General features: G+C 73.8%; 10 protein-coding genes and 1 pseudogene. 6 read left to right on the top strand and 5 right to left on the bottom strand.

Features of this window, described 5'->3' with window-relative positions; genetic code table 11:
- Positions 1 to 3: 3 nt before the first annotated feature.
- Positions 4 to 441, bottom strand: coding sequence for a gas vesicle structural protein GvpA (locus tag AMK18_RS31260; protein WP_073865447.1), 438 nt, complete (start codon positions 439 to 441; stop codon positions 4 to 6).
- Positions 442 to 474: 33 nt separating this feature from the next.
- On the bottom strand, positions 475 to 795 hold the full coding sequence (locus AMK18_RS31255; protein WP_073865446.1) for a gas vesicle protein GvpO: 321 nt from the start codon (positions 793 to 795) through the stop codon (positions 475 to 477).
- A gap of 125 nt (positions 796 to 920) precedes the next feature.
- Between AMK18_RS31255 and AMK18_RS31250 the strand changes: the two genes are divergently transcribed.
- Genes AMK18_RS31250 through AMK18_RS31240 form a run of 3 tightly spaced genes read left to right on the top strand, consistent with a single transcriptional unit; the run spans position 921 to position 4181 of the window.
- Complete coding sequence (locus AMK18_RS31250; protein ID WP_073865445.1) at positions 921 to 1586, top strand: TetR/AcrR family transcriptional regulator; 666 nt, start codon at positions 921 to 923, stop codon at positions 1584 to 1586.
- Positions 1583 to 3019: an MFS transporter gene (locus AMK18_RS31245; RefSeq protein ID WP_073865444.1), complete on the top strand. Its 1437-nt coding sequence runs from the start codon at positions 1583 to 1585 to the stop codon at positions 3017 to 3019. The genes AMK18_RS31250 and AMK18_RS31245 overlap by 4 nt, the downstream gene beginning before the upstream one ends.
- 40 nt (positions 3020 to 3059) lie before the next feature.
- Positions 3060 to 4181, top strand: a complete 1122-nt coding sequence (locus AMK18_RS31240; RefSeq protein WP_073865443.1) for a lipid II:glycine glycyltransferase FemX — start codon at positions 3060 to 3062, stop codon at positions 4179 to 4181.
- On the opposite strand, the gene AMK18_RS31235 is transcribed toward AMK18_RS31240, so the two are convergent.
- Positions 4178 to 5731 (bottom strand): FAD-dependent oxidoreductase, encoded by a 1554-nt coding sequence (locus AMK18_RS31235; protein ID WP_073865442.1) that lies wholly within the window; start codon positions 5729 to 5731, stop codon positions 4178 to 4180. The two genes, AMK18_RS31240 and AMK18_RS31235, sit on opposite strands and share 4 nt — an antisense overlap.
- A gap of 142 nt (positions 5732 to 5873) precedes the next feature.
- Between AMK18_RS31235 and AMK18_RS31230 the strand changes: the two genes are divergently transcribed.
- Entirely contained in the window at positions 5874 to 6401 is a 528-nt protein-coding gene (locus tag AMK18_RS31230) for a hypothetical protein (protein ID WP_073865441.1), read from the top strand.
- 55 nt (positions 6402 to 6456) lie between these two features.
- On the opposite strand, the gene AMK18_RS31225 is transcribed toward AMK18_RS31230, so the two are convergent.
- Both AMK18_RS31225 and thpR read right to left on the bottom strand, forming a co-directional pair.
- Complete coding sequence (locus AMK18_RS31225; RefSeq protein WP_018102964.1) at positions 6457 to 7017, bottom strand: hemerythrin domain-containing protein; 561 nt, start codon at positions 7015 to 7017, stop codon at positions 6457 to 6459.
- 138 nt (positions 7018 to 7155) lie between these two features.
- On the bottom strand, positions 7156 to 7785 hold the full coding sequence (thpR, locus tag AMK18_RS31220) for an RNA 2',3'-cyclic phosphodiesterase (RefSeq protein WP_073865440.1): 630 nt from the start codon (positions 7783 to 7785) through the stop codon (positions 7156 to 7158).
- Positions 7786 to 8343: 558 nt separating this feature from the next.
- Between thpR and AMK18_RS31215 the strand changes: the two genes are divergently transcribed.
- Both AMK18_RS31215 and AMK18_RS31210 read left to right on the top strand, forming a co-directional pair.
- Entirely contained in the window at positions 8344 to 8562 is a 219-nt protein-coding gene (locus AMK18_RS31215; protein WP_018102966.1) for an MbtH family protein, read from the top strand.
- Positions 8563 to 9000: 438 nt separating this feature from the next.
- Positions 9001 to 14781: pseudogene (locus AMK18_RS31210) on the top strand (non-ribosomal peptide synthetase); the annotation flags it as partial.
- Between the last annotated feature and the right edge of the window lies 1 nt (position 14782).

Below are 14782 nucleotides of genomic sequence, written 5' to 3'. Positions count from 1 at the left end.
GGCTCACGCCTCCGCACGGCGGCGCCGGCTCTCGCTGTCGCGCGCCGGGGCGCGCCGCTTCCTCGGCCGCTCCTCCGGCTCGTCCTCGTCGCCGCCGACCGCCTTGCGTACGGTGTCGCCCACCGACTCGGCGGCCCTGCGCACCTTCCGCTTGCCGATGGACTTGGCGGCGCCGCCGCCGATCAGCTCCGGAACCGTGGTGCTGCCGGAGTCCCGTTCCAGGTCCAGTCGGTTGCACGCCTCGGCGAACCGCAGATATGTGTCCACGCTCGCGACGACGATGCGCGCGTCTATCTTCAGGATCTCGATGCCGACCAGGGAGACCCTGATGAACACATCGATCACCATGCCCCGGTCGAGGATCAGCTCCAGGACGTCGTACAGGGTGCCGGCGCGCGGCGGGCAGGCGACGACTTCGTCGGAGTAGGTGGTCGCGGTCATGGAATGTCCTTCCGGCAGGGGAGTGGACGCCGCTCACTCGTCGGCGGCGCCCCGGCGGTACCGGCGGACCCTGCGGTACTCCAGGAGCTCACCGGACCGGTCGAGCTGCACCTCGTAGGAGGCGAGGAGGCTCGTGGTGTCCGGAATCCGGGGCACTTCGAGAACGTCCACGACTACGCACCAGCCGTCGTCGGTGCGCCGGACGGCGGACACGCCCTCCGCGTGGTGGTCGATGAGACCCTCCAGGCTCTGGATGGCAGCGCGGGCCGCATGCTCGGGGCCCCGTGCGGACGGGGCGTGCCGCTTGGTCGCCGTTTTCGTGGTTCCCGCCTGGGAGCGCCGCTGATCTGCCATGGGACCCAGTCTGCTCACTCCCGCCGCTCCCGCATCTTGGGCGAGGGCATTGGGGCGCGTGCCTCGCGGTGGCACGGCACCGCAGCGTGTAGACACTGTCTACGAATGGCTGGTAGACAGTGTCTATGGAACAAGTCGCCCCAGCGAACTCCTTGCGTGAACGCCTGATCGACGCGGGTGTCGACCTCGTCATGACCGAGGGCTCCGCCTCACTCGGCCTGCGCGAGATCGCCCGCCGCGCCGGGGTCTCCCACGGCGCCCCGCGCCGCTACTTCCCGACCCACCACGCCCTGCTCTCGGCCATCGCCCGGCGCGGCTTCACCGAGCTCGCCGCCCGGTTCGCGGCGGCGGCCGAAGGGGCCCGGACACCGCGCGAGCAGCTGCGGGGCCTCGCCGACGCCTTCCTGGACTACGCGGGGGAGCACGGCGGCATGTTCGAGCTGATGTTCCGCCACGACCTGCTCGACAGCGAGGCCCACGCGAGTGACACGGACGCGGACACGCCCGGCGGGCCGCGCCTGCGCGAGTCGACCCTCCCGCTGTTCGCGCGGCTCGTCGAACTCGTCGCCCAGGACCGCGCCCACCGCACGGAGACCGGCACCGAACCCTCGTACGACTCCGCCCCGCCCCCGGCGGCCCTGACCGCGGCCGCCCTGTGGACCAACCTGCACGGCATCGCCGTGCTCCGGGCGAGCGGCAGCCTCCAACTCGCCTTTCCCGGCGCGGGCGAGGGGCCCGACCCGCTCCTCACCGCGGTGCTCGACGCCCACCTCGGCCGGGTGGACGCGTGACCCCCACCGCCGTACGGTCCCGCGCCGCGCTCCTCGCGTCGGTGGCGGGCGCGATGCTCGTCGCCCTGGACGGCACCGTGCTGCTCGTGGCCCAGCCGGACCTGCGCGACGACCTCGGGGCGACCGTCACCGAGGTCCAGTGGACGAGCACCGCCTACCTCCTAGCGGTCGCCGCCCTCCTGGTGATCGCCGGCCGGCTCGGCGACCGGTACGGGCACCGGCGGCTGCTGTGCACCGGCGTCCTCGGCTTCGGCGCCGCGTCGGCCGGCATCGTCATCGCCGAGGGCATCGGCCCCGTGATCGCCCTGCGCGCCGCACAAGGAGTGTTCGGCGCGCTCCTGCAACCGGCGACGCTCGCCCTGCTCAGGCTCGCCTACCCCGCCGACCGGCTTGGCCGCGCCGTCGCCCTCCGGACCAGCGCCATCGGGGTGGCCGCGGCGGCCGGTCCGGTGCTCGGCGGAGTCCTCGTCACGCACTGGGGCTGGCGCGCCGTCTTCCTGATCAACATCCCGGCCGCCCTGGCCATCGCCGCGCTCACCCTCGCCGTGCGGACCCCGGCCGTGCCGCCCGTCGCGCACCGGCGGTTCGACCTCACCTCCGGGGTTCTCCTCGCCGCCGCGCTCGCCGCCCTCGTCCACACCCTGGCCGGGATCCCCGACGAGGGCTGGACCGGCACCCGGACAGGGCTCGGGCTGCTGCTGAGCGTGCTCCTCGGGGCGGGGCTCGTCGCGTACGAACGCCGCAGCGCCCAGCCGGTCGTGCCGTCGGCGGTGACGCGCTCGGTGCCCGTGATGGCGTCCATGGCGCTGCTCCTCACCACCTCCGGCGGCCTGTTCGGCGCGCTGTTCGTCGTCACGTTCTTCCTGCAGCAGGGGCTCGGCCTCGATCCGCTCACCACCGGGCTGCGCTGCCTGCCGCTGACCCTGCTCATGATCGCCGGAGCGCCCGCGGCCTCGGCGGCGCTCGGCCGGTTCGGGCCGCGCCGCACCGCGATCACCGGCCAGCTGTGCGTCGTCCTCGCCGTCCTCGGCCTCTCCCGGCTGACCCCGGCGACCCCCTGGCAGCTGACCGGCCTCGTCCTCGCGGTGCTGGGCGCGGGCTTCACCGCCGTCATGGTCACCGCCACCGGGACCGTCGTCGGGGACGCCCCGCCCGGGTACGCCGGAGTGGTCGGCGGCCTCAAACAGACCGCCATGAACGTCGGCCCCGCCCTCGGGATCGCCGTGGCCGCCGGACTGATGCCGCTCACCCCGTCGGCCGTCACCGGCCCGGGGCATCAGCTCCTCCCCGTAGCGGATCTCGCGCCGGCCCAGGCGCTGCCCGCGGTGGCGGCGCTCGCCGCGCTCGGGCTGATCCCGGCGTCGCTGCTGCCCCGGGGCCGCGGTCTCGCTCGAACGCCCGCTCGCGTCGTGGGGTGCGGCGACCGCCAGTAGGCTGCCGAAGGATCACGACCCGTGGACGAGGAGCAGACCGATGGACCTCCGCCTGAGGACGATCAGCCGGGACGAGCACCTGGCGTACATCGACACTCTGCCGTCCGCGAGCCACATGCAGGTCCCCTCCTGGGGCGAGGTGAAGCCCGACTGGCGGGCGGAGAGCCTGGGCTGGTTCGACGGCGCGGGCAGGATCACCGGCACCGCTCTGGTCCTGTACCGGCCGCTGCCGAAGATCAAGCGCCACCTCGCCTATCTCCCCGAGGGCCCCGTCATCGACTGGTACGACGACGACCTCGACCGGTGGCTGAACCCGCTCCTGGACCACCTCAAAGCACAGGGCGCGTTCACCGTGAAGATGGGCCCGCCCGTCGTCGCCCGCCGCTGGGACGCGGCCACCGTCAAGGAGGCCATCGCCGACCCCGGCGCCCACCGCCTCGGCGAGGTCGCCCCCACCGAACAGGACCCCCGTGCACTCACGCTGACGGACCGTCTGCGGGCCATGGGCTGGCAGCGCTCCGGGGGTGACGGCGAGGACGGATTCGCCGCCGGACAGCCGCGTCACGTCTTCCAGTTGCCCCTGGCCGGCCGCTCGCCCGACGACCTCCTGGCCGGGTTCAACCAGCTGTGGCGGCGCAATGTCAAGAAGGCCGAGAAGGCCGGCGTCAAGGTCGTCCAGGGCGACTACGCCGACCTGGACACCTTCTACGCGCTCTACACCGAGACCGCCGAACGCGACCGGTTCATCCCCCGCCCCCTGGCGTACTTCCAGCGCATGTGGAAGGCGCTCACCGCCGAGCACCCCGACCGGATGCGGCTCTACCTCGCCGCCCACGACGGCGAGGTGCTGGCCGCGGCCACCATGCTCACCGTCGGCGGGCACGTCTGGTACTCGTACGGTGCGTCCACCAGCCGCAGGCGCGAGGTCCAGCCCAACAACGCCATCCAGTGGCAGATGATCCGCGACGCCCACGCCATGGGCGCGCACGTCTACGACTTCCGGGGCACCACCGACACCCTGGACGAGTCCAATCACCTGCTCGGGCTGCTCCGCTTCAAGGTCGGCACCGGCGGGCAGGCCGCCGAATACGTCGGCGAGTGGGACTACCCGCTCAACAAGGTCCTGCACAAGGCGTTCAGCCTCTATATGGCGCGCCGCTAGGGCCTGTCGTCCAGGTCCAGCGCCTCCAGCGGCCGCACCGCCGGGCCCTGGAGCACCGAGCCGTCGACCCCGAAGCGCGAACCGTGGCACGGGCACTCCCACGCCGTCTCCGCCTCGTTGAACGCCACCAGGCACCCCAGATGCGTGCACCGCGCGGACACCGCCCGCACCGAGCCGTCCGGTTCCCGGTACACGGCGCAGCGCCGGCCGTTCACCCGGACCACCGCCCCCGTGCCGGGCACCACCTGGCTCACCGAGTCGAGGTGGCTGACGCGCAGCCGGTCGCCGACGAAGTGCTTCGCCACCTCCGCCTGCGCACCCAGCAGCGACCCCGCCTCGCGCACCGCGCTCCCCAGCCGCCTCGGGTCGTACAACTCCGCCCACGGCAGTGGCGGGACGCCGTCCGCGATGAGCGAGGTCAGCAGCCGCCCGGCGAGCACCCCGCCGGTCATCCCCCAGCCGCCGAACCCGGTCGCCACATAGGTGTGCCGGGCCCCGAGGTGGAACGGTCCGATCAACGGGACCGTATCGCTGGGATCGTTGTCCTGCGCCGCCCACCGGTACGCGGTCGGGCCCGCCGCCGGGAACCGCTCGTGCAGCCACGCGTCGAGCCGCCGGAATCGCTCGCCCGGGTCGCCGGTGCCCGGAGTGAAGCTCTCCCCGGTCACGATCAGCAGGCGCCGGCCGTCGTCGAGCGGGGTGGAGCGCACCGAGCGCTTCCCCTCGTCCTCGGTGATGTACATGCCCTTCGGTGCCAGGTCCGCCCGGATGGGCGCGGCGACGACCAACTCCCGCCGGGGTGAGAGCCGGGCGAACAGCATCGCGCGGTCGAAGACCGGGTAGTGCGTGGCGACGACCACGTCCCGGGCCGTCACACTCCGCCCCGACTCGACGGTCACCCGGCACGGCGTCCCCTCGGACAGCCCGGTCACCCGGCTGCGCTCGAAGACCCGGCCCCCCTGCGCGATCAGATCCCGGGCCAGCGCCAGCAGGTACTTGCGCGGGTGGAACTGGGCCTGGCCGTCCGCCCGGACCGCCCCGGCGACCGCGAACGGCAGTTCCGTCTCGGAGACGTACGCGACATCGAGCCCCGCGTCGGCGGCGGCGCGCGCCTCCGCCTCGACCAGGTGCCGGGACTCCGGCCCGGCCGCGTAGCTGTACGCGCTCACCCGCTCCAGGTCGCACGCGATCCCCAGCTCCTCCACGATCCCGGCCACCCGGTCCACCGCGTCCAGCTGCGAGGCCGCGTACAGCAGGGTCGCGTCCAGGCCCCGGGTCCGCCGCAGCCGGGCGTACACCAGCGACTGGAGGGCGGAGACCTTGGCCGTCGTGTAGCCGGTCACCCCGGAGGCGATGCGGTCCGCTTCCAGCACCACGACGTTCCGGCCCGCCCGGCTGAGCTCCCACGCCGTGCTCAGGCCCGCGATGCCGCCGCCGATCACGACGACGTCCGCATCGGTGTCCGACGCCAGCCGCGGGTGCTCGGGGGCGTCGGTGCTGTCCATCCAGAAGGACTCGTCCAGCCCCGGAAGAGGGCGGGGGTGGTTCATCGTGTGCTCTCCCAATCGCTCAGAACCCGGGGTGTCGCCGGTCATGACGCACACCACGGCCGGAAGGTGCTCTGCGTCATACGGGGGCCGGGGAGGGGCGCAGTACGCTGCACGGCGATCCAGCACCCGAGGGGACGCCCCGATGCCCGCAGACCTTGCCCCGCTCATCGCCGCCACCACCCAGTGGCTGACCCGCGCGTTCCCGGCCGGCGGGGGCCCGCTCACCGCCGCCCTGGCCGAGGCGCAGGCCCGCCAGGCCGTCACGGTCGCCACCTGGCTCCGCTACCCGACCGACCTGGACGCCGCGCTCGTGGTCCTGACCGGCCCCGGCGGATCCGCCCACCTGGACGAGGTCACCGGCGGCCACGGCCGGGCGGCGGCCGGTCCGGCGGACCTGGCCTGGCGCAGCTGGGTGGACGAGGTGGTCGCCAGCTGGGCCGCGCATCTGCTCACCGCGCCCGACGCGGCGAAGGAGGCGGTGAGGGCGCTCGAAGAAACCGAGCACGGGGGGACAGGACCCGCCGAGTTCCGCCGCCTGACCGCGCCCAGCGCGCACGACCTGGCCGCCACCGCACTGCTGCGCCACCCCGACCTGCTGGAGCCGATAGCCCGCCTCCACCACGCGGACCTGCTCGACCGACTGCGCCTCGGCCCGGCCCGCGCCTGCTGAGACCGGGGGAGGCGTCGGGGAGCCGAGGGCGCCGGGAGCGGGGGCGCCGGGGGCTTCAGCCCTTGCCGCGACCGCTCAGGAGGTCGCGGGCCCGGTCGACCAGACCGGCGCCGGGGCCCAGGATCTTGTTGCCGGGCGGAGTGTCGGGCATGGACGGGTGCGGACGCGTCGGCGCGGTCTTCTTCGCCGCGCGCACCTTCTCGCCCAGCTGGTCCAGGGTCTCCGGGGAGACGGCCGCAGCCAGGAGCGGGAAGAGCCGGTTCTCCTCGTCGCGCACGTGCTTGGTCACTTCGAGCTTGAGCTGCGCCACCAGGTGGTCGAACTGCGGGTCGTCCGCCGGCAGCCCCTCCAGCTCCTTGAGGTGCTGCTCCATCCTGGCGTGGTCCTCCAGCTCCTCGTCGGCCATGTCGTCGCCGTCGTCCACGAACCGCCGGACCACCGGGTAGAGGTGCATCTCCTCCGCCACGGAATGCCGGACCAGCTCGATCGTCAGCTCGTCGGCGAGCTTCCTGCGCTGCTCGTCGCCGACCGGCTGAGCCTCGATCTTCGCGAACAGTTCGTCTACCTCGCGGTGGTCCGTGGTGAGCTCCGCGATCACGTTCCCGCCGTGTCCCATGAGTGCAACCCTCTCCGCTCGTGTGGTGCGCGCCCAAGTCAGGCTCACCGTTCCACAGCGGTACCCCCGAACCTCACCAACACACGGAGCCACGCCCCACTCCGGTCAGGCTGGCGTAACGGTCCGGCGGGCCCGTCCTCAGGGACGTGCGGGCGGCGCCGTGATCCCGGAAGCCGTGCCGAGCGGCCACGCCTCGATGTCGCGGTATCGGATCTGCCCGGGGCCGTTCCCCGCGTTGCTGCCGACCAGATGCAGGCGTTCGGCGGGCCACGGGCGGCCGCGGAACTCGGTCAGCAGCGCGGCGATCTCCCCGGCCGACGTGTGGTCGCCCCGGCGCACCCGGGCGAGCGTCAGATGGGGGCGCAGCGGCCGGGTCTCCAGGGCGATCCCGCAGTCGCGGACCACGGCCCGTACGCCGTCGGCGAGCCGGTGCAGTCCTTCGAGGTCGCCGGCGATCCCGCTCCACGCCACCCGCTCGTCGAACGTGCCGCCGCCGTGCAGCGCCAGGCGCGGAGCGGGGTGGGACGCGGCGAGGGCGGCCAGCGGCGGACGGAGCAGCGGAACGGTGTCCACCGGGAGCGCGCCCAGGAACGCCAGGGTGATGTGCCAGTCCTCCACCCGGTTCCACCGCACCTGCGGGTGCGTCGCGTAGGCGGGGCGCAGTACCCGGGCCAGCTCGTCCTTCGCCGGGTCGGGCGGGGCGAGGGCGATGAACACGCGCACGGTCGCGGGCGGGGTCTCTTCGGTCACCCGGCATTCGTATCGCATGCGGGGCCGGCCGTCCCCGCCGGGTGGGCGCCCGCGCCACGGCCCGGAACATGACGCAGGGTGAGGGAAATGGCCATTGATTTCGAATGGGGCGCGCACCCGGCGCACGGGAGCGCGATGCGTTCGGCGCGTGCCCGCGAATGAGGGGGTGTACGCCGGCGGTTATCCGAATGTGCGCGGGTCGTATTTAGTTAAATGCGCACAATCGGGACATCGGGTGGCTGAAAATTTCCGGGGGAGCGGGCCTGGCATATGTCTCCGGCCGGCCTTCCCGCTCGTCGCGGCCGTGCGGGCTGATAAGTAATGGGCCGAATTCGACTCTTGGGCTGTCGGCGGTCCTCTATGGTGATTGGCGTGAACGGGCGAAGCCGGATGACCGGCCGGCCATCGGCATCACGCCGGTATCCCGAGGCGTAACGTATCTCCGGTCCATGCGGCCGGACTTGCGCGGTGGGGACGGGTGGTCCGATGGCGGGGGAGCGGTGAATCCGTGCGGCAGGCCCGCATATATCTGTGGAACATGCGGTGGCATGTGGGAAAACAAGTGGGGGGACAGTCGTGACCAATCCTTTCGATGACGAGTCGGGCCGGTTCGTGACGCTGGTGAACGGCGAGGGGCAGTATTCGCTGTGGCCGGCGCACATCGAGGTTCCGGGCGGCTGGAGCGTCGGCGGTCCGGAGGGTTCGCGACAGGAGTGTCTCGACGCCATCGAGGCCACGTGGACGGACATGCGGCCCGCAGGCCTGGTCCGGGCGATGGAGGCCGACGCCGGGTAGCGCGGCGCGCGGGTCGGCAGGCCGTTACGGTCCGCAGGCCGCGCGCGATCCATTCGATCGATGTCGTTCCCATCCGGGCAAAGTCGATCAGTCCCGGCTTGCGATCGATCACACTCCGGCGGGAAATGTTCATACCGCTGTCACGCGGCTTTATTTCCCTCATTGATGGACTGCAGTGACGGGCTGCATTGATGGACTGTGTCGACGGACCGCATTGATGGGCCGTGCGCCGGCCTGTCCTCGATAAGCGCAGAAAACCGAGCCCGCTCCCGGTTTTCGGAACGGGAAGCCGGTCCCGCGGTGCCCGATGCCCGGGGCCGGTGACCTTCTCCTCGCTATTACCCGCCCGTTGTCGGCCATGGACGCCGCACCGGCACGGCCGGCTTCGTCCTGCCCTCTTCGTCCCCCCGAAAGCTCTCCCCGAAGGTGTGTCCCGGCATGCGCGAAAACGGCTCTGTCTCCCCGGAATCCGCTCCTGAATCCGCTCCCGAAGAGTTCTTCGGGACGACCGCAGCCCAGCAGGGCGTCTGGTACGGGCAACTCGTCGACCCCGACAGCCCGAAATACAACGTCGGTGAATGCTTCGAGATCCGGGGCGACCTGGACGAGGCACTATTCGCCGCCGCCGTCGACCGTGCCTGCGAGCTGTGCGACAGCCTCAACCTCGAGTTCGTCACGGAGGGCGACACCCTCCTCCAGCGCGTCGTCCGCGAACCCGGGGCCCGCCGGCTCCGGATCGTGGACGTGTCCGGGGCCGCCGACCCCGCCGCCGAGGTCGAGCGCTACCTGGCGACGGACATGGCCACGCCCGACACCCTGCACCGCCCCCGCCACCACATGGCCCTGCTCCGGGCCGGCACCGGGCTGTCCTACTGGTACGTCCGCTTCCACCACATAGCCGTCGACGGCCTCGGCGGTGCCGTCTTCACCCGCGTCGTGGCCGACCTCTACGGGCGCGCGGTGAAGGGCGAAGACCTCGCGGAGGTCACGCTGCCCGCCGCGCCCCTGCGCGACCTCGTCGCCGACGAGACGGCCCACCGCGAATCCGGCCGCCACGACGCCGACCGCGCCTACTGGACCGCCAAGTTCGCGGACCGGGCCCCGGAAGACACCGGGGACGACGACGGGCACAGCGGCCGGACCCTCATCCGCCGCCGCACCGACCTCCCCGCACCGGCGGGCGACGCACCGGCCGCCCCCGGCGCATCCGGCCTGCGGCTGCACAACGGCGAGTCCCTGTCCGCCGAGGTTTTCGCGGACCTGCGCCGGCTCGCCGCCGCCCACCGCACCACGTGGAGCGCCGTCCTCGTCGCCGCCGTCGCCGCCTACACCGCCCGGGTCACCGGCACCCGCGAGGTCACCGTGGGCCTCGCCTCCAACGGCCGGCACGGCGGTCTGCGGCACATCGTCGGCATGACCTCCAACATCCTGCCGCTGCGCCTGACGCCCACCGGCACCATGTCCGTAGGCGAACTCGTCCGTGAGGCCGCGGCCGAGATGCGCGGCGCCCTGCGCCACCGCCGCTTCTCGCGCGAACAGCTCGCCCGCGAACTGAACACGGGCGACGACCCGTCCCGCCTCACCGGCATCGTCGTCAACATCATGGGCTACGACTACGACCGGGACTTCGCCGGAATCCCCGCGCCCTCCCGGGTGCTGTCGGTCGGTCCCGTGGACGACCTGTCCCTCTTCGTCTCCGAACGGGCCGAGGGCAAGGGGCCGTTGATCGGATTCGACGCCCGCCCCGACCTCTACCACCCCGAGGACGTCCGGCTGCACGAGCAGGCCGTCGTGTCGTTCGTCTCCGCCCTGGCCGCCGCCGACCCCGCCCTGCCCCTGCGCGACCTGCCGCTCGTGGACGAATCCACCGCCCCCGCCCTGCGCGCCCAGGGGCTCGGCACCGAACTGCCCGAACGGGCCGTCGCGCGGACCCTGCCGGAGGCGTTCCGCGACCAGGCGCGCCGCACCCCGGACGCCCCGGCCGTCGTGGACGGGACGCACACCCTCTCGTACCGGCAGCTCGACCGGGCGGCCGACGACCTGGCGAGCGCGCTGACCGGCTGGGGCATCGGTGCCGAGCAGGGCGTCGGGGTGCTCCTCGGGCGCTCGGCCGCCGTGCCCGCGGCCACCCTCGCGACCGTCGCCGCGGGCGCCGCCTACGTCCCGATGGACGCGGCCTGGCCCGCCGAACGGCTCGGCCGTGTCGCCGATTCGGCCCGCGTCCGCGCCCTGATCGCCGACGAGCGGACCGCCCGCGAACCCTGGGTCCGCGAGGCCGCCGCCCAGCTGCCGCTCCTCGTCGTGGACGCGAGCGGCCGGGTGCTCGACGGTGCGCCGGAACGGCCCGGAGCGCTGCCCCGGATCAGCAGACCCGACCGGCTCGCGTACGTCATGTTCACCTCCGGCTCCACCGGACTGCCCAAGGGCGTCGGCGTCACCCACGCCGACGTACTGGCCCTCGCCGCCGACAGCGCCTGGACCGACGGGGTGTCCGACGCCGTCCTCATGCACTCCGCGTACGTCTTCGACGCCTCCACCTTCGAGCTCTGGGTGCCGCTCCTGAACGGCGGCCGGGTGGTCGTCGCCCCCGGCGGCGTCCTGGAGGCGCGCACCGTCCGCGAGACGGCGGAACGGCACGGCGTCACCGCGCTGTTCCTCACGACCGCCCTGTTCAACGTGATGGCCGAGGCGGACCCCGCCGTCTTCGCCGGACTGCGCCTGGTCGCCACCGGTGGCGAGGCCGCCACCCCCGACCTCATGCAACGCGTCGCCGCCGCCTCGCCCCGCACGCGCGTCCTGCACGTGTACGGCCCGACGGAGACCACCACCTTCGCCACCCGGCACCCCGTCACCGCCGACATTCCCGGCGTGCCGCCCATCGGCCGCCCGCTGGACGGGATGGGCCTGTACGTCCTCGACGGCACCCTGGACCTGGTACCGCCGGGCGTGGTGGGGGAGCTGTACGTGAGCGGGCACGGCGTGGCCCGCGGCTACCTGGGCCGCGCCGCGCTCACCGCCGCCCGCTTCGTCGCCGACCCCTACGGTCCGCCCGGCGGCCGGATGTACCGCACCGGCGACCTCGTGCGCTGGACCGCCGCCGGGGACATCGAGTACGTCGGGCGCGCCGACGGCCAGGTCAAGCTGCGCGGCTTCCGCATCGAACCGGCCGAGACCGAGTACGCCCTGCTCACCGACCCCGAGGTGCGCGGCGCCTGCGTCGTCGTCCGCGAGGACACCCCCGGCGACCCCAGGCTCGTCGCCTATGTGGTGCCCGCCCCCGGAGCCCGCGCCGACACCGCCGCGCTGGCCCGCCGCGTCGGGCGCACGCTCCCCGCGTACATGGTGCCGTCCGCCTTCGTCGTCCTCGACGCCCTGCCCCTCAACCCCAACGGCAAGGTCGACCGCCGCGCCCTGCCCGCGCCCCGGACCGCCACCGGCACCGGCCGGGCACCGCGCACCGCGTACGAGGAAGTGCTCGCCGGGCTGTTCGCGGACGTGCTGGGCGTGAGCGCGGTCGGAGTGGACGACAGCTTCTTCGCCCTCGGCGGCCACTCCCTGCTCGCCACCCGGCTCACCGGCCGGGTCAGGGCCGCCCTCGGCGTCGAACTCGCCCTCGCCACCCTCTTCGACCACCCCACGGTCGCCTCCCTGGCCGCCGCCCTGGACACCGCGGGCGCCGCCCGCCCCGTCCTCGTACCGCAGACCCGGCCCGAGGTGCTGCCGCTGTCCTTCGCGCAGCAGCGCCTCTGGTTCCTCAACCGGTCCGAGGCGCCCGGCGACACCTACAACGTCCCGCTCGTCCTGGAACTCGACGGACCCCTCGACGCCGGGGCCCTGCGCGGCGCCCTGGCCGATGTGGCCGTCCGGCACGAGAGCCTGCGCACCGTGTTCGCCGAGCACGACGGCGTCCCCCGCCAGCGGATCACCGACGCGGACGCCGCCGCGAAGCTCGTCCCCCTCACCGTCGAACACCCCCCGGCCGACGGGGACACCGACGCCTGGGAGGCGGAGACGGTACGCCGCCTGAGCACCGCGCCCTTCGACCTGAGCCGGGACCCCGCCGTCCGCGCCCACCTGCTCCGGCACGGGCCCGCCCGGCACGTCCTGGTCCTCGTCCTGCACCACATCGTCGCCGACGGCTGGTCCCTCGCCCCGCTCTGCCGCGACCTCTCCGCCGCCTACCTGGCCAGGACCGAGGGCACGGGCACCCCGGACTGGGCGCCGCTGCGCGTGCAGTACGCCGACTACACCCTCTGGCAGCACCGACTGCTCGGCGACGACGGCGACCCGGACAGCCTCGCCGCCCGGCAGACCGCCTTCTGGCAGGAGGCGCTGCGCGGCGCCCCCGGGCTGCTCGATCTGCCCCTCGACCGGCCGCGCCCCGCCGTGCCCAGCCACCGGGGCGCCTCCGTCCCCTTCGAGCTGCCCGCCCCGGCGCACGCCGCGCTCGTCCGGCTCGCCCGCACCGCGGGATGCACGCCGTTCATGGTGCTCCAGGCGGCCCTCGCCGTGACGCTCGGCGCCCACGGCGCGGGCAGCGACATCCCGCTGGGCACCGCGGTCGCCGGGCGCACCGACGAAGTGCTCGACGATCTGGTCGGCTTCTTCGTCAACACCGTCGTCCTGCGCACCGACCTCTCCGGCGACCCGGCGTTCCGCGAACTCCTCGACCGCGTCAAGCGGTCCGACATCGCCGCCTTCGGCCACAGCGACCTGCCCTTCGAGCGGATCGTGGAGGCCGTCAACCCGGAACGCTCCGGCGACCACCACCCCCTCTTCCAGACGATGCTGGTCCTCCAGAACCAGGACCGGGCCGAACCGGAGCTGCCCGGCATCACCGTCCGCGACCGCTCCCGGCACCACGGCGGCTCCAAGTTCGACCTCACCTTCTCGCTGACCGAGACCACCGGAGGCCCGGAGGCCGAGGAAGCCGCCGGGGGCATCGGCGGCTACCTGGAGTACGCCACCGACCTCTTCGACGCCGCCACCGCCCGCGCCCTCTGCGCCCGCTTCGCCCGCGTCCTCACCCAGGCCGTCACCGACCCCGGCCGCCCCATCGGCGAACTGGACCCCCTGACCCCGGCCGAGCGGGACGGCCTCCTCGCCCGGGGACACGGCGCGCCCCGGCCCCTGCCGGTGCGCACCGCCCCCGAAGCGGTGCGGGGACAGGCCCTGCGTGCGCCGGAAGCCGTCGCCGTGCGTGACGCGCACACCCACCTCACCTACGCGGAGCTCGACGCCCGGGCCGATGCCCTCGCCCACACCCTGCGCGAGCGCGGTGCGGGCCCGGAGACCACGGTCGCCATCGCCGCGCCGCCCTCCGTGCACACCGTCACCGCGATGCTGGCCGTGCTGCGGTCCGGCGCCGCGTACCTGCCCGTCGACCCCGCCTACCCGCACGCCCGCATCCGCCACATGCTGGACGACGCGCGCCCCGTCCTCGTCCTCACCGCCGGGGACGTGCCCACCGGCGACATCCCGCGGCTCGCCGTCGACGCCCCGCTCCCGCCCGCCAACCCGCTCCCGTACGCACCCCACCCGGCGCATCCGGCGTACGTCATCTACACCTCCGGGTCCACCGGCCGCCCCAAGGGCGTGGTCGTCACCCATGGCGCCCTGGCCAACCACATGGCCTGGATGGCGGGACACCTGACGGTCACTCATGCGGACCGGGTCCTCGCGAGGACGTCCACCAGCTTCGACGCCTCCGTGTGGGAGGTGTGGCTGCCACTGATGTACGGCGCCGAGGTGTGCGTACTGCCGTCCGGAGCCAACACGGAGCCGGAGGCGCTGGTCTCCTGGATGAGCCGGTTCCGCGTCACCGTCGCCCAGTTCGTGCCCTCGCACCTCGCGCTCGTCCTGTCCGAGGCATCCGGCGCCGCGCCCCTGCCCGGGCTGCGCGCCGTCCTGTGCGGCGGGGAGCCCCTGCCGCGCGCCCTCGCCGAGGAGACGGCCGCGCTGTGGCGTACCGAGGTGCACAACCTGTACGGCCCGACCGAGGCCACCATCGACGCGACCGCCCACCGCGTCCCCGCCACACCGGACACCGCGTACGAGACGGTGCCGATCGGCGGGCCCGTCGACACCATGCGCGCCTACGTCCTGGACCACCGGCTGCGGCCCGTCCCGCCCGGCGTCACCGGCGAGCTCTACCTCTCGGGCCCCAACCTCGCCCGCGGCTACCTCAACCGGCCCGGACCGACCGCCGCCCGCTTCGTCN

The organism is Streptomyces sp. CB01249 (genome assembly GCF_001905735.1).
GTDB lineage: Bacteria > Actinomycetota > Actinomycetes > Streptomycetales > Streptomycetaceae > Streptomyces.
The sequence above is the reverse complement of the archived record's forward strand: the minus strand, read 5'-3'. Positions and strand labels throughout refer to the sequence as shown.